Origin of the sequence: Tropicimonas sp. TH_r6, assembly GCF_033101155.1 — a bacterium.
Classification (GTDB): domain Bacteria; phylum Pseudomonadota; class Alphaproteobacteria; order Rhodobacterales; family Rhodobacteraceae; genus Tropicimonas.
Genome location: NZ_JAWMPX010000014.1, coordinates 116883 through 138872, shown reverse-complemented (window position 1 = coordinate 138872; position 21990 = coordinate 116883). Strand labels below are relative to the sequence as shown.

The 21990-nt window shown below is 65.0% G+C and carries 21 protein-coding genes and 2 pseudogenes; 11 read left to right on the top strand and 12 right to left on the bottom strand.

The window, feature by feature from the left end; all coding sequences use genetic code 11:
• The 7 genes and pseudogenes from R3X27_RS14855 to R3X27_RS25655 form a co-directional block, all read right to left on the bottom strand.
• The coding region (locus tag R3X27_RS14855) for an ABC transporter ATP-binding protein (RefSeq protein ID WP_317709659.1) at window positions 1-276 on the bottom strand (276 nt) is incomplete at its 3' end.
• Between the two features lie 10 nt (window positions 277-286).
• Window positions 287-1117, bottom strand: a complete 831-nt coding sequence (locus R3X27_RS14850; protein ID WP_317709658.1) for a carbohydrate ABC transporter permease — start codon at window positions 1115-1117, stop codon at window positions 287-289.
• 10 nt (window positions 1118-1127) lie between these two features.
• On the bottom strand, window positions 1128-2006 hold the full coding sequence (locus tag R3X27_RS14845) for a sugar ABC transporter permease (protein WP_317709657.1): 879 nt from the start codon (window positions 2004-2006) through the stop codon (window positions 1128-1130).
• A gap of 126 nt (window positions 2007-2132) precedes the next feature.
• Complete coding sequence (locus tag R3X27_RS14840; RefSeq protein WP_317709656.1) at window positions 2133-3434, bottom strand: sugar ABC transporter substrate-binding protein; 1302 nt, start codon at window positions 3432-3434, stop codon at window positions 2133-2135.
• A gap of 115 nt (window positions 3435-3549) precedes the next feature.
• On the bottom strand, window positions 3550-4509 hold the full coding sequence (locus tag R3X27_RS14835) for a sugar-binding transcriptional regulator (RefSeq protein WP_317709655.1): 960 nt from the start codon (window positions 4507-4509) through the stop codon (window positions 3550-3552).
• Window positions 4506-5189, bottom strand: a complete 684-nt coding sequence (locus tag R3X27_RS14830; RefSeq protein WP_317709654.1) for an HAD family hydrolase — start codon at window positions 5187-5189, stop codon at window positions 4506-4508. The genes R3X27_RS14835 and R3X27_RS14830 overlap by 4 nt, the downstream gene beginning before the upstream one ends.
• A gap of 274 nt (window positions 5190-5463) precedes the next feature.
• A pseudogene (locus R3X27_RS25655) lies at window positions 5464-5683 on the bottom strand (hypothetical protein); the annotation flags it as partial.
• Window positions 5684-6102: 419 nt separating this feature from the next.
• Here R3X27_RS25655 and R3X27_RS14820 point away from each other — a divergent pair.
• The gene (locus tag R3X27_RS14820) at window positions 6103-6402 is read left to right on the top strand and encodes a hypothetical protein (protein ID WP_317709652.1); all 300 of its coding nucleotides are present in this window, start codon (window positions 6103-6105) and stop codon (window positions 6400-6402) included.
• Here the strand turns inward: R3X27_RS14820 and R3X27_RS14815 are convergent.
• Together R3X27_RS14815 and R3X27_RS25650 are read right to left on the bottom strand one after the other, a co-directional pair.
• Entirely contained in the window at window positions 6399-6920 is a 522-nt protein-coding gene (locus R3X27_RS14815) for a hypothetical protein (protein ID WP_317709651.1), read from the bottom strand. The two genes, R3X27_RS14820 and R3X27_RS14815, sit on opposite strands and share 4 nt — an antisense overlap.
• On the bottom strand, window positions 6827-7165 hold the full coding sequence (locus R3X27_RS25650) for a BapA/Bap/LapF family prefix-like domain-containing protein (protein WP_411572496.1): 339 nt from the start codon (window positions 7163-7165) through the stop codon (window positions 6827-6829). Before R3X27_RS25650 ends, R3X27_RS14815 begins: the two co-directional genes overlap by 94 nt.
• 297 nt (window positions 7166-7462) lie before the next feature.
• Here R3X27_RS25650 and R3X27_RS14810 point away from each other — a divergent pair, with 297 nt between their 5' ends.
• The 6 genes and pseudogenes from R3X27_RS14810 (at window position 7463) to R3X27_RS14790 (ending at window position 12796) form a co-directional block, all read left to right on the top strand.
• Window positions 7463-9667 (top strand): SulP family inorganic anion transporter, encoded by a 2205-nt coding sequence (locus R3X27_RS14810; protein ID WP_317709650.1) that lies wholly within the window; start codon window positions 7463-7465, stop codon window positions 9665-9667.
• A gap of 320 nt (window positions 9668-9987) precedes the next feature.
• Window positions 9988-10173 (top strand): annotated as a pseudogene (locus R3X27_RS25645) (FecR domain-containing protein); the annotation flags it as partial.
• Window positions 10174-10225: 52 nt separating this feature from the next.
• A complete protein-coding gene (locus R3X27_RS14805; protein ID WP_317709649.1) occupies window positions 10226-10729 on the top strand; it encodes a hypothetical protein in 504 nt (167 codons plus the stop codon).
• Between the two features lie 193 nt (window positions 10730-10922).
• Window positions 10923-11834, top strand: coding sequence for a CHASE2 domain-containing protein (locus R3X27_RS14800; RefSeq protein ID WP_317709648.1), 912 nt, complete (start codon window positions 10923-10925; stop codon window positions 11832-11834).
• Between the two features lie 33 nt (window positions 11835-11867).
• Window positions 11868-12311, top strand: a complete 444-nt coding sequence (locus R3X27_RS14795; protein WP_317709647.1) for an adenylate/guanylate cyclase domain-containing protein — start codon at window positions 11868-11870, stop codon at window positions 12309-12311.
• 209 nt (window positions 12312-12520) lie between these two features.
• Window positions 12521-12796, top strand: coding sequence for a hypothetical protein (locus tag R3X27_RS14790; protein WP_317709646.1), 276 nt, complete (start codon window positions 12521-12523; stop codon window positions 12794-12796).
• A 1202-nt stretch (window positions 12797-13998) separates the two neighbouring features.
• On the opposite strand, the gene R3X27_RS14785 is transcribed toward R3X27_RS14790, so the two are convergent.
• A complete protein-coding gene (locus R3X27_RS14785) occupies window positions 13999-14421 on the bottom strand; it encodes a tellurite resistance TerB family protein (RefSeq protein ID WP_317709645.1) in 423 nt (140 codons plus the stop codon).
• 143 nt (window positions 14422-14564) lie between these two features.
• On the opposite strand from R3X27_RS14785, the gene R3X27_RS14780 reads away from it, so the two are divergent.
• Together R3X27_RS14780 and R3X27_RS14775 are read left to right on the top strand one after the other, a co-directional pair.
• Window positions 14565-16148: a lysine--tRNA ligase gene (locus tag R3X27_RS14780; RefSeq protein ID WP_317709644.1), complete on the top strand. Its 1584-nt coding sequence runs from the start codon at window positions 14565-14567 to the stop codon at window positions 16146-16148.
• Between the two features lie 206 nt (window positions 16149-16354).
• Window positions 16355-17467, top strand: coding sequence for an alcohol dehydrogenase family protein (locus R3X27_RS14775; protein WP_317709643.1), 1113 nt, complete (start codon window positions 16355-16357; stop codon window positions 17465-17467).
• A 12-nt stretch (window positions 17468-17479) separates the two neighbouring features.
• Here R3X27_RS14775 and R3X27_RS14770 read toward each other — a convergent pair whose 3' ends face one another.
• A complete protein-coding gene (locus tag R3X27_RS14770; RefSeq protein ID WP_317709642.1) occupies window positions 17480-18877 on the bottom strand; it encodes a PLP-dependent aminotransferase family protein in 1398 nt (465 codons plus the stop codon).
• Between the two features lie 88 nt (window positions 18878-18965).
• Here R3X27_RS14770 and R3X27_RS14765 point away from each other — a divergent pair, with 88 nt between their 5' ends.
• Window positions 18966-19199 (top strand): DUF1127 domain-containing protein, encoded by a 234-nt coding sequence (locus R3X27_RS14765; protein WP_317709641.1) that lies wholly within the window; start codon window positions 18966-18968, stop codon window positions 19197-19199.
• A gap of 130 nt (window positions 19200-19329) precedes the next feature.
• Here R3X27_RS14765 and R3X27_RS14760 read toward each other — a convergent pair whose 3' ends face one another.
• The gene (locus R3X27_RS14760) at window positions 19330-20019 is read right to left on the bottom strand and encodes a haloacid dehalogenase type II (RefSeq protein WP_317709640.1); all 690 of its coding nucleotides are present in this window, start codon (window positions 20017-20019) and stop codon (window positions 19330-19332) included.
• A 291-nt stretch (window positions 20020-20310) separates the two neighbouring features.
• Here R3X27_RS14760 and R3X27_RS14755 point away from each other — a divergent pair, with 291 nt between their 5' ends.
• The gene (locus R3X27_RS14755) at window positions 20311-21936 is read left to right on the top strand and encodes an FGGY-family carbohydrate kinase (protein WP_317709639.1); all 1626 of its coding nucleotides are present in this window, start codon (window positions 20311-20313) and stop codon (window positions 21934-21936) included.
• Window positions 21937-21990: the final 54 nt, after the last annotated feature.

Sequence of the window (21990 nt, the reverse complement as noted above, 5' to 3'; positions counted from 1 at the left end):
CACGCTCATATGCGGATAGAGCGCATAGGATTGGAAGACCATCGCGAGACCGCGCTTGGCGGGCGGCACATCGGTGGCGTCCTGGCCGTCGATCTGGATCTCGCCGGAGGTGACGTCCTCGAGCCCGGCGATCAGCCGCAGCAGGGTGGACTTGCCGCAGCCCGAGGGGCCGACGAAGACGACGAACTCGCCTTCGTTGATCTCGAGATCCAGCGGCGGGATGACATTGACGTCGCCGAAGGACTTGGTGACTTGGCTGAGAGAGATATGTCCCATTGGTTTTTCCTTACTTCACTGCGCCGAAGGTCAGGCCGCTGACGAGTTGTTTCTGGCTGAACCAGCCAAGGATGAGGATCGGCGCAATAGCCATGGTGGAGGCCGCGCTGAGCTTGGCGAAGAACAGGCCTTCGGGGCTGGAGTAGCTGGCGATAAAGGCGGTCAGGGGCGCGGCCTTGGCCGCGGTGAGGTTCAGCGTCCAGAAGGCTTCGTTCCAGGCCAGGATGACGTTCAACAGCAGCGTCGAGGCGATGCCGGGAATGGCCATCGGGGTCAGAATATGGAAGACCTCTTCGCGCAGGCTGGCGCCATCCATCCGGGCCGCTTCGAGGATCTCTCCGGGGATCTCCTTGAAGTAGGTGTAGAGCATCCAGACGATGATCGGCAGGTTGATGAGCATCAGCACGATGGTCAGGCCGATGCGGGTGTCCAGCAGCCCCATCTGGATGAACAGAAGGTAGATCGGGTAGAGCACGCCGACAGCCGGGAGCATCTTGGTGGAGAGCATCCAGAGCAGGATGTCCTTGGTCCGTTTGGAGGGCACGAAGGCCATGGACCAGGCCGCGGGGATCGCGATGATGATGCCGAGGATCGTCGAGCCGCCGGCGATGATGATCGAGTTCCACAGGAAGCGCATGTAGTTTGAGCGCTCCACGACCACCGAGTAGTTCTCCAATGTCCAGTCGAAATTCAGGAAGATCGGCGGGTCGGCGATCGCCTGCGCCTCGGTCTTGAAGCTGGTCAGGATGGTCCAGAGGATCGGGAAGAAGATCAGCAGGCCGACGGCCCAGGCGGCCGTTGTGTTGATGAATTTGCGTTGCGTGGTTATTGCACGAGCCATGATGTCCTCCTCACGCGTCCAGGTTCTTGCCGACAATGCGCATCAGGAAGATGGCAATGATGTTGGCGAGAATGATTGCATAGACACCGCCGGCTGAGCCGAGGCCGATATTCTGGCTTTCCAGCACGCGCTGGAAGATCAGGTATGTCAGCGTGCGGGTGCCGAAGGCGCCCCCGGTGGTGACGAAGATCTCAGCGAAGACCGCCAGAAGGAAGATCGTCTGGATCAGGATCACGATGGTGATTGCGCGGCTGAGATGCGGCAGCGTGATATAGCCGAAGCGGGCCAGCGGCTGGGCACCGTCCATTTCCGCAGCCTCGAGTTGCTCGCGGTCGAGCGACTGGATCGCCGTCAGAAGGATCAGTGTCGCGAAGGGAAGCCACTGCCAGGAGACGATCATGATGATCGATTGCAGTGAGGCCTCGCTGAGCCAGATAACGGGCTCGGCGCCGAAGAATTTCCACAGATGTGCGAGAAGGCCGTTCGTGGGGTCCATGAACATGTTCTTCCAGACCAGCGCCGAAACGGTGGGCATGACGAAGAAGGGCGCGATGACGAGAACGCGGACGACGCCCTGACCCCACATTGGCTGGTTGAGCAGGATCGCCAGAAGAACGCCAAGGAAGACGGTGATCAGGAGTACGCCGCCGACGATAATGAGTGTGGTCTGGACACTTGGCCAGAAGGAACTCGACGTCACGAAGCGGACGTAGTTCTCGAAACCGACCCATTCGAGGCCGTTGGAAACCGTGTCACCCCGTAGTGGCAGATACTTCTTGAACGAGAAGTACAGGGTCATCGTTAGTGGGACGAGCATCCAAACCAGGAGCAGGAAGACGGCCGGAGCCATCATCACGCGCGCAGCGGATCTCGAATGCTGGGTAGCCATGGACACACCTCCTCTATGGACGGGCTGGGCCCGCCTGGCAGGTTCGGCAATGGGAAAGGGACGGTCGGGTCGTAGAGTGTCCGGGGGACTGGGAGAGGGAGTGTCCCCCGGACTGGGAGGAAAGCGTCAGTAACCTGCAGCTTCCATCGCGTCAGTGGCCAGTGCCTGGGCCTTTTCGAGGGCCTCATCGACGGACTGCTGACCAGCATAGACAGCCGAGAACTCCTGGCTGACTTCGGTTGCGATACCGGCAAACTCCGGGATGGCGGCGAACTGGATGCCCACATAGGGAACCGGATCGACGGTCGGGTTGTTCGGATCGGCAGACAGGATCGAGTCCAGCGTCTTCTGTGCGAAGGGCACCTTCTGGTACTCGGGGTTCTCGTAGAGCGAGGTGCGTGCACCCGGCGGTACGTTGGCCCAGCCTTCTTTCGCAGCGACGAGCTCGATATAGTCTTTCGAGGTTGCCCATTCGATGAACTGTTTCGCGGCATCAACCTTCTGGGTGCCTGCCGGGATACCCAGGGCCCAGGCCCAGAGCCAGTTCGAACGCTTGCCAAGGCCGGTATCCGGCGCCAGCGCGAAGTCAACCTTGTCGGCAACCGTGGAGTCGTCCGGGTTGGTCACGAAAGAGGCCGCAACGGTGGCGTCGATCCACATGCCGCACTTGCCCTGCTGGAACAGCGAGAGGTTCTCGTTGAAACCGTTGGTGGCGTAGCCCGGAGGTCCGGATTCGGTCATCATGCCGACATAGAATTCCAGCGTGTCTTTCCACGGCTGGGTGTCGAACTGCGGCTTCCAGTCCTCGTCGAACCAGCGGGCGCCGAACGAGTTGGACATCGCGGTGATGAACGCGCCGCCTTCACCCCAGCCGGCCTTGCCGCGAAGGCAGATACCGTTGATTTCGGCGTCGCGATCGGTCATCGCCGCAGCGGCTTCCCGGATGAACTCCCAGGTCGGCGCATCGGGCATTTCCATGCCGGCCTTTTCCATAAGGTCGGCGCGGTACATGATCATCGAGCTTTCGCCGTAGAACGGTGCCGCGAAGAGCGTACCGTCATGCGACAGACCGCCGGACATGGCGGGCAGGATGTCAGCGACATCATATTCATCGCTCAGGCCATCAAGCGGGACGAGCCAGCCATTGGCGCCCCAGATCGGCGTCTCGTACATGCCGATTGTCATGATGTCGAAGGCACCGCCTTTGGTGCTGATGTCGGTGGTCACGCGCTGACGCAGCACGTTTTCTTCCAGCGTCACCCACTCGACCTCGTGGCCGGTCTTGGCGGTAAAGTCGTCCGTGTAGCCCTGCATACGGATCATGTCGCCGTTATTCACGGTTGCGATGGTGATCGTTTCGGCAGTGGCAGCAGTGGACAGGGCAGCGACAGCGCAAGCGCTGAGCAAGGTTGAAACCTTGAGAGTCATGCTTCTCCTCCTAAGCATTGGTGAGCATATGCTCATGTAGTGGGAATATGCTCACTTATAGGCGTGAATCTGTCAACCGCTGAGTCGCGGGTTTGTCACATTCGCTGAGGGATTTTCAGGAGAGCAGCTCTGCTGCCGTGGCCTCGTCCGTGATCAAGCCGTTGACAAGATTGCCGGAAATTGCGGCCCGCAGCGCAGTCACCTTGGCGGTGCCGGCAGCCACGGCCACCACGCGCTTGCCCTCGGCTATCTCCACCCGGACGCCCGCGGCGCGCAGATTCGGTCCGAAATTGTAGTAACGACCCGATTCGTCGTAGATCCAACCGACGATCTCGCCGACCGCGCCTGCCTCCTGCATGGCGGCCAGGTCCCGGTTGGAAAGGAAGCCATCCTTGAGCATCGGCGCGCTGTCATCCATCTGCCCGATGCCGACAAAAGCCACGTCGGCGGATTCGGCGAGCTCCATCGTCCGCTGGATCGGCAGCAACGCATGGAACATGTCCCGCTCCTTGGCCGTGGCCGCGACCACCGGCAGCGGCATCGGAAAATGCGGCGCGTGGACCTTGTCGGCGATGCGCATGATCACATCGTAATGCGAGGCGCTGCCATCGGGCGAGATATTGCCGTTGAGCGAGACCAGCTTGTGATGCTCGCAATGCATCCCCTGCATCGCCTCGACCGCGGAGCGCAGGGTCCGCCCGGTGCCAAGCGCCATCACGATCGGGCTGGGGGAGGCGAGGACGCGCTCCATCTCGACAGCGGTCAGCGAGGCGATGGAGAGCGACGGGTCCACCCCGTCGCCGAGTGACGGGGCGACGCGGCTGAGTTTGAGCCCGAACTTGCGCGTCAGCGCGGCTTCGAGCTCAAGGCAGGTCGACAGAGTATGCTCCAGACGGAAATGGATCAGCCCCTCGGCCACGGCCTTGGAGACAAGCCGCTGCGCGCGTTGACGGGAGATGCCAAGTTCGCGCGCGATCTGGTCCTGGGTCTTGCCGCCGACATAGTAAAGCCAGGCAGCGCGCGCGGCCTGGTCAAGCGGGGTGGCGTCGGTCTCTGTCTGCTTGGGGCTGTTCATGCGGCGGGGTCAGTCTTCCTGAGATGCGGGACAGGGTGATAGAAATCGTCGAAACTTGCAAATCTGCGCTGCGGCACAGGCAGGCCGGGACCGTCGAGCGCGACGCCATCCATGTGGCTGCCGCCGGTGAATTGCCAGACTTCCATGCCCGCCGCGAGCCCGGAGCGGATGCCGTTGAAGCTGTCTTCGATGACGAGGCAGCGCGCGGGCGGCGTGTTCATCCGGGCGGCGGCATGGAGGAAGAGGTCGGGGGCGGGCTTGCCATGGCTGACCTCGGACGCGGTGAAGATATTGGTGCCGAAGAGGCCGGTCATGCCGACGATCTCCAGCGCGCGCTCAACGCGTGGCGGGCTGGAGGAGGTGGCGACACAGCAGGGCACCGCCAACGCCTCGATGGTGGCGCGAACGCCCGGCATTTCCGTCAGCTCGGAATCAAAGGCGGCGAGGAGGCGGGCGCGGTAGTCCGTTTCGAATTCGGGCGGCAGTTCGAGGCCGAATTCCGTGCGGATCTGGGAAATCACGACGGGGTAGGAGCGACCGAGAAAATGGCGGGCGACATAGGACAGGTCCACATGGACGTCATGTTTGGCAAGCTCGGCCACGAGCATATGGGCGGAGATCAATTCGCTGTCGATCAGAACGCCGTCACAGTCGAAGATGACGAGGTCGAAGTCGGACATCAGGGCAGGCTCCATTCCGGGTCGTTCATTCCTAGCGCCTGAGCCCCGAAGAGGCCATGTCCGATTTCGCCGGGCGCGCTGGCCGACGCGTGAGCGGCCGTCCGGCCGCGTGCTCAGGGCGCCCGGACGGCGTCCTTGGACCCGTAGAGCGGTCTGAGCAAGTAGCGCAGGATCGTCCTGGAGCGCCGGAATGCAGTTCGACCGTTGCCCGCATGCCGGGCCGGATCTCGATCTCCCTCTGCCGCTCGGCCAGCGCCTTGGTGTCGACCGTCACCGCCAACACGGCGATGGTCGAAGAGGTGAAGAATTCGCCCACCGAGACGAAATCGCGCATCGCGGCGAAGAAGCCGGAAGGGGGGCAGAGGGCGGCGATCCGAGCGCATTTCGAGCAGGCGGCGCATCAGGCGGTTCTGTATCGAGAGCTCCATCCGGCGACCGGCCGCATCGCCCATCCTGGCGCGGACAAGCTTCAGCGCCCCTTCGAGCAGGATCGCCGCGACGCCCCGGCTGGCGCGCATGTCGATGGGAGAGGCGGAGCCGAGCGTTGGCGCGTTGCCCGTCATTTCGGTCAGTTCCGCCTGTGCGGTCTCTCCGGATTCGATGGCGGTGTCGCGGATCGTGGTCAGGGAGTTTATGCGTGCATCCATCAAACGCAGGTCGTCCTTGTTGGCGACACCGCCGGTGACGCGGCCATGCACGATGCGCCGGAAATGCGCCGTCCGGGACAGCTCGCGGTCGCCAAGGCTGGCCCCGTCGCGCCCACCCATCGCCTCAAGATAGAGCGGCTGGGTGGTGCAGACACGGTCGTTCATGTCCTCGGAGAGGGTGACGGCGGCCACCTCGACATCGGCGGCGGCAAAGTCGCGCGCCGCCTTCTTGCTTCTTGCGCCCGTGATCGAAGGGCACTTGGTCAATGACGAGCCCGGCCACCACGTCGCCGAGACTGGTCAGCGACACGGTCGGGCCGATGGTCGGCAACCAGTTCTTGTCCTGCGTTTCCGAGCGCCTTTTGACAGTCAACAGATCGGCTTCGGCTGTCCGGGTGGAGGAGGCCAGTGCGATAGTGGCGATCCCGTCCGGTGCGCTCTTGTCGGGAACACTGGACCGGCGCGCGGGAATCCGTGTCCTCCTGCTCGAAGCTGGACCGGCGAGCGACGACCTGTTCATCGGAGGCCTCGCGGTCGAGGAGACATGGGCCGCCCCGGTAACTTAAATGACGACGTCGATATCCTGGTCGATGATCAGGGTCACACCCTCATCGCCAACCGTGTAGAACTCGTAGCTCTCACCCTCGATCTCGACCGTCTGGCTTGTTTGCGCCGCGTTCTCCACCGTGACCCGGTCGTCCGATCCGCCATGGATCGTCAGGGTGTCGGGGGTGTCGGCCAGGTCATCGGGGGTGAAATCGACGCTCCAGCTGCCGTCATCCCCGACTGTTGTGGTTTCGGTGGCATCGCCATCGGCCTCGTCGTCGGTGCCGGCAGTGTTGCTTCTGTCTTCATTGTCGCCGCTTGTGACGGCGGCTGCGGCGGCCCGGCCACCAAGGCCGCGAGCGCTGGCACGCCCGGGGCTGAACGTCGCGAGCGGCGCCGCGAGCGGTGTTGCGACGGGGTTGATCTCCTGCAGGTCGAGGAAGGTCAGCTGGTCATAGAGACCCCATTTCTCACCCGCGCGCAGGAAGCCATACTGGGCGAAACACTGGTCCCCGACAGGAGCGCCGAGATCGACCATCTGGATCTGCCCGTCCTCGCTGAGAAACAGGTCGCACTCCGCGTCGAATAATCCTGCAATGTGATCGTGTCGCCATTCGTGAGCTGGAGCTTCAGGTCGCTGCGGTCGCGTGTGTAGGAAGCGACATCGACGGGAGACAGGTTCAACGAAACATCTGCACGCTGATCGACTGAAATTGCACTGTTGGCTGCATTTTCGGTCTCGCCACGCCAACGCCAACGCTGCCGCGGACGGCATGCTTGCAGACACTCGTATTGAACGCACCGCTCGATCTCGACCGGCTAATGCCCTTGTTTGATTGCCGGGTACGACATGGAGGGGGCGCATTTCCAATACAATTAATGGGGTTGGAGCGTGTCGGGCCGTGTCCGGTGGGATCCTCTTGCCCCGGCTCGCAATCATCCGTCCCGAAAGGGCCAGGCGGCGACGGGGCTGGCGCGGCAGGGTTGGTTCGGCGGGCGGGCTGCGGTGGAACCTCCTCCTTGCCGGAAACGATCTCGGCCGCTAGACGGGAAAGTATCCAGCTCTCACCAAGATTTTATATGACGCTTGCCAACAGTCACCGCCTGACGGCGACAGGTCCCGCCGAGATCGGTGTCGGTCTTCTGGCCGGGACGCTTTCCAGCCTGTTTGCCGTCTCCTTCGCCTATATCATCTTTGCCGGCCCGCTATCGATGGCGGCAGGTGATGCAATGCGTCTGGCGCTGCTTGGAACGCTGGTCGCGGCGTTGGCCGCACTGGCGCGTCGGCATTTCGCCGGAACGCTGTGGCAGACGCAGAGTGTTGTCGCCGTGGTGCTCGGTCTGGCCGCGGCGAAGATCTCCGGGGATGCGAGCGCGCCAACGCAGGAGGTGGCGGTGGCCACGGTGATGGTGCTGGTCGTGGTGACAGCGCTGGCGACCGGGGCGCTGATGCTGCTGATCGGGCTGGCGCGACTGGGGCAGGTGGTAAAATCCGTGCCCTATCCGGTGGTCGGTGGCTTCCTTGCCGCCACCGGTTGCCTGCTTGTCCTGCGCGCCGTCCAGTTCGGAGTTGGCGACCTGTCCGGGCTCGAAGCCTACCTCGCGCCCGAGGCGCTGCCGCACTGGTTGGCGCCGGTGCTGCTGGCAGTGCTGATGCTGGTGGTGGAGCCGCGGTTTGGCACCAACGCCACGGTGATCTGCGGCTCGGTGCTGTTGTCGGCGGCGGTCTATGGCGGGCTGGCCTGGACCGGGATGAGCCTGGAGGCGGCGCGCGATGCCGGGATCCTGCTGGAGGTGGAGGCGGCACCGGGCGGCTGGACATGGTCGCTCTCGCCCGAGGTCCTGGCCCGCGTCGACTGGGACCTGCTCGTGGCGCAATACCCGCTGATCGGCGCGGCGGCGATCCTGGCCGCGCTCGGCGCGCTGCTGAATCTCTCGGCAATCGAGTTCTCCACCGGCGAGCCGATCGACCCCGATGGCGAGCTGCGTCATGCCGGGCTTGCCAATCTTCTGGCCGGTCTCGGCGGCGGCCTGGTTTGCTACCAATCCACGATCCTGACCCAGCTCTCCGCCGGCCTGCCGGACCGAACGCGCCGCATCGTGCCGGTCGTTTACACGGCTGTGGTTCTCGGGGTCATGGTTGCCGGTGCGGAGCTGCTGAATCTGCTGCCGCGCAGCCTTTTCTCGTTGCTGCTGGCCTATCTCGGGCTCGGCTTCCTGCATCGCTGGCTGGTTGTCGAGCGCGCACGTCTGCCGCGCTACGATTTCCTGATCGTGCTGCTGATCCTCGTCGTGACCTTGCTGGCCGGTTTCGTCTGGGCGGTGCTGACCGGCATTGTCGTCGCCTCGCTGCGCTTTACCATCGCTTATGCGCGCCTGCCCGTGTTGCGCAGCGCGGTGACAGGGGCGGTGCGGCTCTCCTCGACCGAACGCTCCGAAGAGGCCACGCGCCGCCTCGTCGCGCGCGGGGGGGAGACGCTGATCTTCGAGGCCCAGGGTTACATGTTCTTCGGCACCGCCAACACGCTCTATTCGAAGGTGCATCGCGCGCTGGAGGAGCGCCTCTCCGTCGGTGAGCGGGTGCGCCATCTCGTGCTGGACCTGAGCCGGGTGCAAGGGGTCGATGTCTCCGCCATCTTCATGTTCGACCGGTTGGCGCGGCAGGCCCGGCGGAACGGTGTCGACGTCATCTTCACAGGGCTTGAGACGGAGCGGGCCGACGCAATGCTGCGCGGCGTTGAACATGGCGATGTCGTCATCTTCCCGACGCTGGATGGCGCGTTGATCGCGCTGGAAGAGGAGGCGTTGAACCGGTCCATGGCCGAGGAGGCCGACGCGGTCGAGGAGTTGGACGCCTTCGAGGCCGGTTTCCGCACCCTGCTGGACCGGATCGGGGCCGCCGGAGCACCGGTCGATTTTCAGTCTCATGAGGTCGCCGCCGGAACCCGGATCTTCGAGATGGGTGCGGAGGCAGACAGCCTCCTTGTCCTCGATGCCGGACGGCTCTATGCCACGATGCGCGAAGGAGAGCATCCGGCCATGCGGGTCGCGACCTTCCTGCCTGGCGCCGTGGTCGGCGAGATCGGCCTCGTCACCGGTGGTCTGCGCACCGCCTCCATCATCGCCGAGACGGACTGTATTCTCCGCGTCGTCACCCGCGCCGAACTCGCGGCGCTACAGGCATTCGACGCGGATATGGCTTTGGAGATGAGCGCGCAAATTGCCTCCCTGCTGGCGCATCGCCTGGCCCGGACCACTGCCCTTCTGCATGCCGTGTCGCGCTGACGGGCCGGGCGGGGGGGGGTGCACAAATCCCTTGCCGACCCGCCGCGGGATTGGTCAGCGTGCCGCCATTGCAGTACGTTTGTCTATGAAACTTTGAAACGAATTGCGGCGGTTCGTGGAGAGAATTCCCTTTCCCATGCGGCCTGTCGCCAGGAACAGGATTATGAAACAGTTTTTTTGGACGCAGTCTGGCCGCGGCCGTTTTTTGGACGGCTGTCATGTTGGCAAGCGCAGCGAGTGCGACGATCGAAAAAGTGGTGGATGTCAGGTGATCCGCCTTCCTGAGCTCCGGCGGGGAAGAGGTCAGGCTCTTCCGTGGCATGAGCAGCAAGCAGGGCGACGTGATCCAGACCGGGGCGACGGGAAGCGTGCAGATTGTCTTCCCGGACGGCACGAAAATCGTGGTCGGGTCGAAATCCCGACTCTTTGTGGAACATGTGCTTATGCGGGGCAACCGTGCGAGCGATTTTACCGTCGGTGCGGTCTCGGGCCGCTTCCGCTTCATCTCCGGACATCGCGCCAACAGCGCCTATTCGGTGCGCTCTCCGACCGCGACGCTTGGGTGCGCGCGGCAAGGCGTTCGATGTCCATGTGGAGCGCCGCCGCGCGATCATGGTGGCGCTCGAGGGTATTGTCTGGATGTGTGCGGGGGGCGCCTGTGCCGACGGGGTCGCAGGGTGTCAGCCGCTTCTGAGCCCGCCGAGCGGCGGGGTGGCCACTGCGTTGAGTGACGGTTTCCCCTTTCTGGTCTCCCAAACGGTGCTCAACCGGGCCTTCCGTCTCGACCTGTCGGCCTGCCGCTTCGGAACCGGTCAGTCCCGCACCCGTTTCTCGGCGGTGCCGCTGGACAGCCGGAACGGCAACCAGCCGCGACCTGAACGCAGCGAGAGCCGTGAAACCGAGAGCCCCGCGCCGGCCGCGGCCCCGGCGCCCGCGCCAGTGCCGACATCGTCCTCCGAACCAGACGCGGCGCCGAAGCCTGTGGTCGAGATCGAGGCGGAACCGGAAACGGAGGAAGCCCCGCCGCCTGACACGGGGGACAACCGTTTTTTCCCGCTGTGATCGGGCAAGTTCATGAGCCGGGCCGCCGTGATCGGCAAGGGCAGGCTGTTATTTCTGCTGGGGCTGGTGCTCGTGCTGCTGAGGGCAGGGCTGCGACTGGCCGATCCTGCACCGCTACGCGCGCTTCGGTTGAGTTTTTTTGACCAGCTGCAACAGCGCGCGTCCTCCGATCTGTCTGTGCGCGTGGTCGATATTGACGCGGCTTCGCTGGCCACGCAGCCGCTTCGCCACTCTGCTGGACCGGCTGGACCGGCTGGACGCGCTTGGTGGGCGCGTCTTGGCGTTCGATCCACTCTTCGCTGAACCCGACCGCTATTCTCCGGCAAACCTCGCCCGGGATCCGGCGCTGGCCGGTGCCTTCCGACGCAGCGCCACAGCGTCCGAATTCGACAAAGACGCCCGTTTTGCCGCTTCCATGGAAGGCCGGGGGGGCTGGGCGTGGCTATGCGCGGGGGCGGGGAACGACCAGCTGCGGAAATCCGGGATGGTCGAGATTGGCGACGCGCCGGGCACGGGGCTTTCTCGGCTTGTCGTCACCACGCCACTGGCGCCGCCGCTGGGCAAGGCCGCAGCCGGGATTGGCAGCACCGATGTTGCGCCCGGCGCGGCGTCGGGCGTGGTCCGCAAGGTCCCGCTTCTCTGGCAGACGCCCTCCGATCCGTTGCCGGGGCTGGCCGTCGAGGCGCTCCGGCTGGCCATGGGGCAGAACACGATTATCCTCGATGGCGTGCCCGGCGTGCGGGGTGTGGTGCAGTTTCGCGGCATCGGCGCCCTTGCGGCCCCGATCGACGCCATTGGCGCGCTCTGGATGCGCTACCGGCGTGACGATCCAGCGCTTTATGTCTCCGCAGCTGATCTGGTGAGCGACGAGGCGAGCTTCGCGACACGGGAAACGGCACTGCGGCCGCGCCTCGAGGGGCGCATCGTGTTTGTCGGCACATCGGCGGCCGAGTTGCTCGATATTCGGACCACCGCGCTGGGCGAACGTGGGCCGGGGGGCTCGATCCATGCCCAGATTGTCGAGCAGATCCTGCTCGGCGAGACGTTGCGGCGCGACGGCTTCATCGCCGGGCTGGAGCTGTTGGCCTTTGTCGCGCTCGGTTAGGGGGCCAGCCTTGCGCTGACGCAGGGCGGTTCGGTGCGGGGACTTCTCGCCGGCTTCGCGCCGGTGCCGATCATTCTCGGCGCAAGCTGGGGTGCCTTTCGTCATTCCGGCATCCTGGTTGATGCCAGCTTCCCGCTGCTGGGCGGAGCGATGAATTTCGGCCTATTGCTGGCCTGTCGCTTCCTCGTGCTCGACCGCGACCGCTGCCGCATCCGGCGCTCCTTTTCTTACTACGCCGTCCCCCGAATTGCTCCGCCAGATCGAGGCGGGGGGCACCGGCTTGAGCTGGGTGGCTGCAAGCGCGGGGTGACGGTGCTCTTCTCCGATATTCGCGATTCCAAGCCGCTGAGCGAGACGTTGGCGCCGCAGGCTTTGGTGGCGCTGCTCAACGAGCCCTTCACTCGGCAGGGCGGCGAGATCCTTGCCCGGCACGGCACGATCGACAAGTTTATCGGTGACGCGATCATGGCTTTCTAGAACGCGCCGCTTTCAATGCCGCGCCGCAGATGGCGGAGCGCGCACCGGTCGGCATGGCTGTGGGTTGTGCTGTCGGGCGGGTTTGCGTCGGAAATACCGGATCGCGGCAGCGCTTCAATTCCACGGTCATCGGCACACCGGCGAACATGGCGGTGCGGATCGAGGCCCACTGCCGGCGGTTGCGCTAAGATATTGCCATTTCCGCGCCGATGGCGCGGGCGATCGGCGACCGGCTGGCGCTGCTGCTGGCCGGGGCGCCGGTGCTGAAAGGTGTCTCCGAACGCGGGGCGCTCTTTGTGGAGTTGGGCGATGCGGAGATGGCGGCGAGCACGGCGTTCAAGGCGCTGGCGGTTGCGCATGAGGAGCTTCTGGAGAAATTGTCCAGGGGGCGTGCGGCCGGGGCGAGCTGGCGCAATGCCGGGATCTCGGCGCGCGGATTGAGCCGGGGCTTGAAGGGTTTTATGCCGCGATACCGGATCGGATGAAAGAATTTGCGCCGCTGGCGATGTGACGCTCATGGCGCGGAGTATCAGTTCACGGCTCTTGCCCCTGTCGATATGGAGTGCGCGGCGGCGCCGGTCGGTGCGATGGCACGCGCGACGAGGGGCGGGACCCTGAGCAGCAACGGGACCGGCAAGGACCGGCGCCCGTCCATGAAAACCCGAATGGAACGCGATCTGACGACACTATCCCTGCGTGCTTTTCTGGCCCTGCGTGTTTTTTGGTTCTCACGACACGATGTTTTGCACTTGGAGGAGCTTCAATCTGGCCATGACTGACCGTTTGGCTTTGCGGCCTTTGCGAGGAGAGAAGGGATCGTGGTGCTGAAGTCGATCTCGGACAATCGGAGGAACAAACAGGGTGGTTCATCGAGAGGATGAACCGGTTGCCGGGACGATAGTGCCCCAATGCGCGCCCCGGATGGTATCAATGTCGAGGCTGTCGGCACCAGTTCACGGTATCAATTCGAACACCGATGCACAGAACGTGCCGATCTGCGGATCTGGGTGGGGCGCTCTGTTTCGTGTCGTTACATCGAGCAAGGGCATTTGCTCAGTGCCTGTGGTTCAGGTTTCTGAAGGTCTTGCCTGGACAGCCAGTTCGAAGGCACCCTTGTCGGGGCGAAACGGCGTATGGGTGCCGGTCACGTGTATCAAGGTCCTGGAGACGGAGCGTGACACGTGAGGCAGAGCCTTTCTTCGTGGCTCTTCGGGCGGGTGGTCGAGGTTGATCCACGCAACGACCCCGCTTTGCGCTACATTCATCGGTGCCTATGGCTGCGACCGCCGTCGCTGACGCATCCGGTAAATCTATCCGGAACCGATCGGCTGAACGGAACCGAAACCGAGACGCCGGCGATGGTGCCTTCCATTTGCCGAAGCTCCAGTTGCGCAACCTGCTTTCTCATGAGTTACTGTTCCATCCGTCACGTTGCCTGGTCGAGAAATCAGGCCGAAGCTGTGCGCTTTCAACCCTTTGAGGGCCCGTCTGTCGGTCGGCATAGTGCAAATCTGGTCGATCGGCGGGAGGCTGCGGTGCTGGTCATGTCTCCCGTCGACCGGGCGGCGCGGCGCCGGTCCTCGACGGACCCGGACCGCTTCGCGGTCCCGGCCCATCTCGGACCGAGCGGCGGTGGCGCCGCTGGCGCGGCGCGGGGCCTGCGGCCCCGGAGCGAGGTTCAGGCGGTTCAGACCGTCAGATGCCTGGCGCGGGCGCCGCGCTCGATGGCGGCGGCGTTGAGGCGTGGGATGTCGAGTTGGTAGCGCATTTCCTGAAGCATGCGCAGCTCCTCCTCGGTCAGCCGTCCATCGGCCGCGGCCACGTCGCAGCACAGCGCATAGGCCGTCTCGTGCAGGTGCTCGGGCAGCGCTTCGTCGACAAGGCCGAACAGCGCGTCGATCCCGTCCTCTTCCTCGAAGAGGTCGAACACCATGGTGGCCATGGTCCGGATATGGTCGACATCGTAATCCGCGAAAACCGGGAGGTGGTTCACGATCCGCTCGATCGTGACCAGCTCGGAGGTGCGGATATCCTCGTCGGAGACCGATGTGGCGATCATGGTCGCGACAAGCGCGTCCTGCGGCGAAAGCGGTTGGGGGTCCTGCGGCATCTTCGGCTCCTGTCGGGCATTGCTATGCAGCAGATTTATTGACCTGCGCGCCCCCCCGCAATAGGGAGTGGCGCGTCCCGGCCACAAGTCGGGACGGTTTTGCGCGGCATGGAGCCGCGACCCTGAAGAGAAAGACCGTTTCTATGTCCGAACTGCGTGAGCTTGCGATGTCGTCCAAGGCCTGGCCCTTCGAGGAAGCCCGCCGGGTGTTGAAACGCTACCAGAAGGCGCCGCCGGAGAAGGGCTACGTGCTGTTCCAGACCGGATACGGCCCCTCGGGCCTGCCCCATATCGGCACGTTCGGCGAGGTCGCCCGCACGACGATGGTGCGCCGCGCCTTCGAGCAGATGTCGGATATCCCGACCCGGCTCATCGCCTTCTCCGACGATATGGACGGCTTCCGCAAGGTGCCCGGCAACCTGCCGGAGCAGGAGATGCTCAGCCAGCATCTTGGGCTGCCGCTCACCGATGTGCCGGACCCGTTCGGCACCCATGAGGGTTTCGCCCAGCATAACAATGCCCGCCTCTGCGCCTTCCTCGACAGTTTCGGCTTCGAGTATGAGTTCGCCTCGGCCACCGAGTATTACCGCACCGGGCGTTTCGACGAGATGTTGCTGGTGGCGCTGGAGCGCTTCGACAAGATCATGGAGATCATGCTGCCGACACTGGGCAAGGAACGTCAGGCGACCTATTCGCCCTTCCTTCCGGTCAGCCCGAAGACGGGGCACGTCCTGCAAGTGCCGACGCTGGAGCGCAATCTCGCCAACGGGACGATCGTCTATGAGGAGCCCGATGGCGAGCGGATGGAGGTTCCGATAACCGGTGGCCACGTCAAGATGCAGTGGAAGCCGGACTGGGCGTTGCGTTGGGCCGCTCTTGGTGTCGATTACGAGATGTCCGGCAAGGATCTGATCGATTCCGTGACGCAATCTTCGAAGATATGCCGGGCGCTTGGAAAGACGCCGCCCGAGGCGCTCTCCTATGAGCTGTTCAACGACGAGAACGGCCAGAAGATATCGAAATCGAAGGGCAACGGGCTCTCGATGGAGGAATGGCTGACCTATGCCGCACCGGAATCCTTGAGCTATTTCATGTATCTCAAGCCGAAAACGGCCAAGCGGCTCTATTTCGACGTCATCCCGAAGGCGGTGGACGAATATCACCAACAGCTGCGCGCCTATCCCGATCAGGACACGAAAGCGAAGCTCAACAACCCGATCTTCCATGTCCATGGCCATAATGCGCCGGCCTCGGATATGGTGGTCAGCTTTGCGATGCTGCTGAACCTCGCCTCCGTCGCCGGCGCCGAGGAGAAGGACGCGCTCTGGGGCTTCATCCGCCGCTATGCGCCAGAGGCGACCGCCGAAACCCACCCGCAACTCGACGCTGCGGCCGGTTTTGCCGTGCGCTACTACAATGACTTCGTGAAGCCGGAGAAGACCTTCCGCCTGCCCGACGACAAGGAGCGTGCGGCGCTGGAAGATCTCGCCGGACGTCTGCGCGCCTGGCAGGGCGGGCTCGATGCCGAGGAACTGCAATCGGTGGTCTTCGCTGTCGGCAAGGCACATGAGTTCGATCCGCTGCGCGACTGGTTCAAGGCAATCTACGAAGTGCTGATGGGGGCCAGCCAGGGGCCGCGTTTCGGCGGGTTCATCGCGCTTTACGGCGTCGATGAGACCGTGGCGCTGATCGAGGAAGGTCTCGCGGGCGCGTTGATCTCGGAGTGAGTGCGCCGCTGCCCCGCCAGGCGCCCTGAAAATGCATGGAGCGCATTGCGATAGCCGCGTCCCGGGAGGGGCGCGGTCCGACGCGGCCTGACGCCCCGGCAGTCCGGGCCCCTCCTGTCCCTGTCGCGCGTTGTGCGGGCGCTGTCCTTGCCGGACGGAAGGCGCTAGCAAGGGGCGGGACAGACCGGATCAGGGAGTGATCGGCAATGGATTGGGAGCAGGCCGCGCGTGCGGGCAGGACGATGATGGCCGTCGTCACGACCGGGAACGGTGGCTATGACAAGCTTGACTACCGGGCCGTGCCGCTGCCCGCCTCTGCGCCGGGCGAGGTGTTGATCCGGGTGCTCGCGGCAGGAGTGAACAATACCGAGATCAACACGCGGCTTGGCTGGTATTCCGCCTCGGTGACCGGCGCCACGGAGGAGGCGGCGGATCTTCAGGAGACGAAGGCGGAGCAGAAATCCGATGGCGGCTGGAACGCGGCGACGCCTTTCCCGCTGATCCAGGGCACGGATTGCTGCGGCCGCGTCGTCGCCTCGGCGGATGACGCGGGCGCGGCGCTGATCGGCAAGCGGGTCCTCGTGCGCGCCTGCATGCGGTCCAATGGCTTCGACGATCTGGAGAATGTCTGGATAGCCTCGGATTTCGACGGCGCTTTCGCCGAATATGTGCGCGTGCCGGCCAGCGAGGTCTTCGCTGTCGAGTGCGACTGGTCGGATGCCGAGCTGGCGACGATCCCCTGCGCCTATGGTACGGCGGAGAACATGCTGCACCGGGCGCGGGTTGCTCCCGGCGACCTGGTTCTGGTTGCGGGGGCCTCCGGCGGGGTCGGGTCAGCCAGCGTGCAACTGACGCGGCGGCGCGGGGCACGCGTGGCCGCGATCACGACGGCACAGAAAGCGGATTTGCTGCGCGGGCTTGGCGCGGAGATCGTGATCGAGCGTGGCGCGGATCCTGTGGCGGAGCTGGGCGCGGGGTCGGTCGATGTCGTGGTCGACAATGTTGCCGGGGCGGGGTTCCCGAAAATGCTCAAGGCGTTGAAACGCGGCGGACGGCTCGTCTCTTCGGGGGCGATTGCCGGACCGATCGTCGATCTCGACATGCGCGACATGTATCTCAAGGATATCACGCTGATCGGCTGCACCGCCTGGGACGCACCGGTCTTTCCCGATCTCGTCTCCTATATTGAGCGCGGCGAGATCCGCCCGATCCTTGCCGCGACATACCCGTTGGAGCGGATCGCCGAGGCCCAGCAGGATTTTCTCAAGAAGACCCATTTTGGCAATTTCGTCCTGATCCCGCCAGAAGAGGCGGGCTGAGGGCGCGCAGGCCTAGATGGAGATCTCTTCAGGCGGATCGTCGAGCAGCTCCCGCAGCGCGGTCATCGCCGCCTCGAACCGGTCCAGCGGGATCTGGCCGTTGATCGAGATCCGCACCGCGTGCGGCGCGCGCCCTTCACGCAGGGTGAAGACTTCGGCCGACCGGATCTGGATGCCGGCGCGTTCGGCGGCGCGGGCAAATTCCGCGGCGCGCCAGCCGCGCGGCAGGCGCAGCCAGAGGAAGGGGACATCCTCGCGCCAGGTCAGGTCATGCCCGCCCAGCGTATTGACCGCGACACGGACATAGTCGGCGAGCCGGGAACGGACGCGGATGGCGGTCTCGCGGGTCTGCGGATCACTCAGGACGATCCGGGCCAGCTCGGCCAGTGGCCGGGCGAGGCCGAAAAATCCGTATTCGGCGGCCCGTCGCAGGGCAGCGTGCTGCCCCTCCGGCGCCACCGCGAAGCCGATCCGCAGGGCCGGTGAGATGGTCTTGGAGATCGAGGCGACATACCAGGCGCCTTCGGGCCAGAGCGCGCGATAGCTCGGCGCGCGGGCCGGCGCGGTGCGATAGCAGTCATCTTCAAGAATCTGCACGTCCACCCGGCGACAGGCCGCGACGATGGCTTCCCGGCGCGCGCGCGGGGTGTGTAGCGCGGTCGGGTTGTGCATCTCCGCCGAGGTGCAGAGCAACCGTGCGCCGGTCCGGCGCGCCACCCGCTCGATCTCTTCCGGGATCAGTCCCTCCGCGTCCATCGCGACATCAGCCACATCGACCCGCAGCATCTCCGCAGCGCGCCGGAAGCCGGGATAGGACAGCTCCTCGACCAGCACCGTCGGCCTTGGCTCGCGCAGCACCGCCTGCATGACCAGCGAGACCGCGTTTTGTCCGCCATGACAGAGCACGAGATCCTTGTGTCCGATGCTGCCCAGCATCACATCCGAGAGCCAGCCGACAGCGGCGCGGCGCGCCGGCTCGAAGGCCTCGCGGTTCGGATATTCCAGCAGATCGTTCATCGGTCCGTCCGCCACCGCATGCATCGCGGCGCGGATCGCCGCGACCTGTCCCATATCCGGCAGGCGCGGGCTGAAGAGATTGACCGGCCCGTCCGGGCTCTCGGTGGGATGGGCCCAGACCTCTTCCTCGGGCAGGGCAGGGCGCCCGGAGGCGACGAAGGTTCCGCGCCCAACCACCGCTTCCAACCGTCCGGCATTGGTCAGCAACGCATAGGCGCGGGCGACGGTCCCCGGCGTGATCCCGAGCGTCCAGGCGAGCTGGCGCACCGGCGGCAGCTTAGCCCCCTCGGTCAGCAGGCCGGTGGAGATGGCGCTCTCGATATGGTCGGCGAGGGCGCGGTACTTCGGGCCAGCCGTCAGATCAGCGCCCTCGATCCATTTTGTATCCGACACAATACTTTCCTAGACTCGAGACAATTTGCGCATGTATTAGAATTGTACTGGTTCAATTGGTATTGTGTCAATACAAAGGAGATCCCCAATGACACAGAGTTACAGCACCCCGTCGCAACGGCTTGAAACGCTTGGTCGTCGCCCGACACTCCCGCTGGCGGCAAATCTCGCCGTGGGCGTTGCTGTAGCCCTTGTGAATTGGGATTGCCGCCGACGCTCGCGCCGCGCCCTCGCGAAACTCTCGCCAGACCAGCTCCGTGATATCGGGGTGACGCCGGCAGAGGCCGGTTGGGAGAGCAGCAAACCGTTCTGGCAGGTCTGACACGGCCCGTTCGCTGAGGCGATCTGTGATATGCTGAACCGTCCGGATTTTATCGGGGCGGAAATCAGCCTGAAACTGGCCGGGTCGCCGTCATGGGCCCCGGCCAGTTTTCTTTCGTTTCAGGATCTGGTCAGGGTCGCCGGGCGATGAGTTGGTCGGCAAGCTGTTCCATGTCGGGTGCGATGAAATCCGGCACGGGGATTTCGGCTGCGGTCAGCAGGGCGTTCATCGGCCGGGTCACGAAAGCGCCCTGCAACCCGGCGGCTTGGGCGCCGATCGTATCCCAGAGATGGCAGGCGACGAGGCAGAGATCGGCGGGCGGCACCTCTAGCGCCTCGGCGACCTGGAGATAGGTTTCCGGCGCCGGTTTGAAACGGCGCACCGCATCGACGCTGAACCCGGCTTCGAAGAATTTGCCGATGCCGGCAAGCTCCAGCGCGGAGGGCGAGCCTGCGGGGGCGGAGTTGGTCAGGGTCAGCAGCCGGAAACCGGCATCGTGCAGCCGGGTCAGCGCCGGGGCCACATCCGGATGCGCGGGCATGGTGGCCATGCGGCGTTTGAGCTCCTCGGCGTCGCCCTCATCGATGTGTCGCCCGTGGGTTTCGGCCACCATCCTGAGCGCCCCAAGGCCAAGCCCGCCGAACTGCGTGTAAAGGCCGCAGAGCGTCATCGTCTGGGAATAGAGAATGAGTTGGGCGAACCACTCGCGCAGGCTTGCAGGGTCGCCAAAGAGGCGTTCGAAGAGCGGTTCGAGCGTTGTGATGTCCAGGAGCGTCTCGTTCACGTCGAAGACGAGGATCGGGGCGGTGGGTTTGGGCATCATGTGTCCTGTTGGTTGCGGGCGCGGGCTCAGCATAGACCCGAAGGCCGGGCATGCGACAGGGGCGGATTGGACTTTACGATTCCGGGGCGCAGTCCTAGACCTGTCCCTGTCGGGTATCCGGGACGGCGCGGGAGGGCGCTGCGGATGCCGGAATGGATTTTCGCGCAGGATTGCAGGGCGGCTGAGACGATGGATCGTGATGCCGCGACCACTCGCAGCCGCGCGGGAGTGGTTTGGCGCTTCCCGACCTGATCGGTTGGGAAGGGGTTTTCAAGGGAGTGGGCCAGGATGAGCCATTTTCTCGGTGTGGATGTAGGAACCGGCAGCGCGCGTGCGGGGCTGTTCGACGGGGCCGGGCGGCTTCTCGGGACGAAGGCTGTTGCGATCGAAACCTTCCGACCGGCGCCGGATTTCGCGCAGCAGAGCTCGGCGGAGATCTGGGCGGCGGTTTGCGCGGCGGTGCGCGGGGCGCGTGCGGCGGCCGGGGTCCCGGAGACGGATGTGGCCGGGATCGGGTTTGATGCGACCTGCTCGCTCGTGGTTGCGGGCGCGGACGGCGCGCCGGTCAGTGTCAGCCCGGGTGGTGAGGCGGCGCAGGATGTCATCCTCTGGATGGATCACCGCGCCATGGGCGATGCCGAGGAGATCAACGCGCTTGGCGGCGCGCCACTCTCCTATGTCGGCGGCGTGATTTCGCCAGAGATGGAAATGCCCAAGCTGCGCTGGCTCAAGCGGGAATTGCCGGAGAGCTGGGCAGCAGCCGAACGGTTCTGGGACCTGCCGGACTGGCTCGTCCACCGCGCGACCGGAAGCGAGACGCGGTCTCTCTGCTCGACGGTTTGCAAATGGACCTATCTCGGCAACAAGGGCACGTCCGGCGAGGGCTGGGATGACGCGTTCCTTGCCCGGATCGGGCTGGAAGAGCTGGCCGGGACCGGACATGCCGCAATTGGCGAAGCCTTCGCCGCGCCCGGCGCGCCGTGTGGAAGGCTGAATGCGCAGGCCGCGGAAGAGCTTGGGCTGCGCCCCGGCACGGCGGTCGCGGCGAGCATGATCGACGCTCATGCCGGCGCCGTTGGCACATTGGGCATGGAGCTGGGCGAGGCAGACATCACCGCGCGGCTGGCGATGATCGCCGGCACCTCGACCTGTCATATCGGCCTGACCCGCGATCCGGTTTTCGTTCCCGGTGTCTGGGGCCCCTATTTCGGCGTGGTGCTGGACGGGTACTGGGCGCTGGAGGGCGGGCAATCGGCCGCCGGGGCGCTGATCGATGCGGTGCTGGCCCGCCATTCGGCCACCGCGACGCTCGCGGCCGAGGCCGGCGGGCAGCGCGTCACCGACCTGCTCGATGCGCGGCTGGAAGCGATGGGACCGGAGACGGCCACGCTCACGGCCAACCGGCATGTCCAGCCCGATTTCCACGGCAACCGCTCGCCCCGCGCCGAGCCCTGGCGTCACGGCGGGTTTGACGGGCTGACGCTGGAGACCGGGCCGGAGTCGCTGGCGCTGGACTATCTCGCGACGGTTCAGGCCTTGGCCTATGGCACCCGCGCGATCCTTGAGGCGATGCGCGCGCAAGGGGCCGGGTTCGACACGCTGGTGATGAGCGGCGGGCTGGCAAGGAACGCGCTCTACCTGCGCGAACATGCGGATGCGACGGGCTGCACCATTCTTGTCCCGGACCAGCCGGAGCCGGTGCTGCTGGGCAGCGCCATGCTGGGCGCGGTGGCGGCGGGCGCACATCCGGATCTGCCCTCGGCGATGGCGGCGATGACTGGCGGCGGGACGCGGATTGTGCCGCGCGGTGGAGAGATCGCTGCGTATCATGACCGCAAGTACCGGGTGTTCGAGCGCATGCAGGCGGATCACGCGGCGTATCGGGAGATGATGGTGGAGGCGCAATCCGGATAGCGAGGAAGTTCAACGTCGGATGCTGATGCTGTCGAAAAGGAACGCGACGCTGGC